Annotated in this window: 1 protein-coding gene; it reads right to left on the bottom strand. The window is 66.0% G+C overall.

All coding sequences use genetic code 11. The features are described 5' to 3' along the window. A partial coding sequence (locus tag ACGLYG10_RS15675; RefSeq protein ID WP_139240950.1) for a helix-turn-helix domain-containing protein occupies positions 1–218 on the bottom strand: 218 nt, incomplete at its 3' end. Positions 219–1,034 lie beyond the last annotated feature (816 nt).

Genomic DNA, 1,034 nt, shown 5'->3' with positions numbered 1-1,034 from the left:
ACCTGCTCATCCCAACGGCGCGCCGGGTGCAGCGGCGCCCTGGAATGGGCGACTAGCGCCGCCCCCGGTCCCTCCTGCTCGGCCCGCTTACGGATCCGGTAGAACGAGGACTTCGAAACCCCCACCTGCCGGCAGAACTCCTCCACGCTCACACCCGCAACCCGCGAGTCGAACTCAATGATGCGCTGACGCTTGAACGGCGAAACTGCATAACCCATCCCCCAACCCAACCCCACCCACACCGCCCCAGAATCTCACTACTTCTGACACTCCCAGATGTCATGAGATCCAACAGTCCCAGAAGTCATGAGACAACACAGGCACCTAGAGGTACGTACCGTCCCATAGGAGTACGAATCGTTGATCAGAAGGTACGTACCGTCGTCGGAAGTGTCGAATCGTCGACCCGAGAAGGGTGCCCCGTCAGGCGAGCAGCCGAGTCCTCCCGCCCGGACCGCCGCATTCGAGAGGGAGACGCCGGGAATCGTCCCTCGGGGTGCGCTGGCTGCACACCGGCGGCATGAGATGCCGGGACTCGCCGGGACTCGCCGGGGCTCGCCGCGTCCGCCGGGACCTGTTGTGGCCTGTCCAGGCTCGCGGCGATCAATTGCGCCTGCCCTTCCCATCGTGCCTGCCAGAATGCTCCTGCCGGACGTCCACAATGACTGCCGCCAGGCTCTTACCTGTGCACCACCACACCCGCGATCCCGAGGGGTCCCCGATTCCCGGGTCGGCTGTGCTTCCGTGGGATGGCTGTCATGTCGTTTTACGACCTTGGGGTGTGGTTTACGACCACCCCAAGGTCGGAAACCAGCGCCGACCAGCACTGACCGGTGCTTCGCGCTTGAGCTTGAGGGTGCGGCCGCATGGAACCACGATGCGGCAGGCCTCGCTCGGGCGCGGGAGGGCAGCTTGAGGATGGGCGGTGCTTGTGCTCGTGGTGCGAGGCCTCGCTCGGGCGCGGGAGGGCAGCTTGAGGATGGGCGGTGCTTGTGCTCGTGGTGCGAGGCCTCGCTCGGGCGCGGGAGGGCAGC

It is taken from the genome of Actinomyces glycerinitolerans, assembly GCF_900098745.1.
GTDB classification, from domain to species: Bacteria; Actinomycetota; Actinomycetes; order Actinomycetales; family Actinomycetaceae; genus Actinomyces; species Actinomyces glycerinitolerans.
This window is presented reverse-complemented; position numbering and strand designations above follow the sequence as displayed.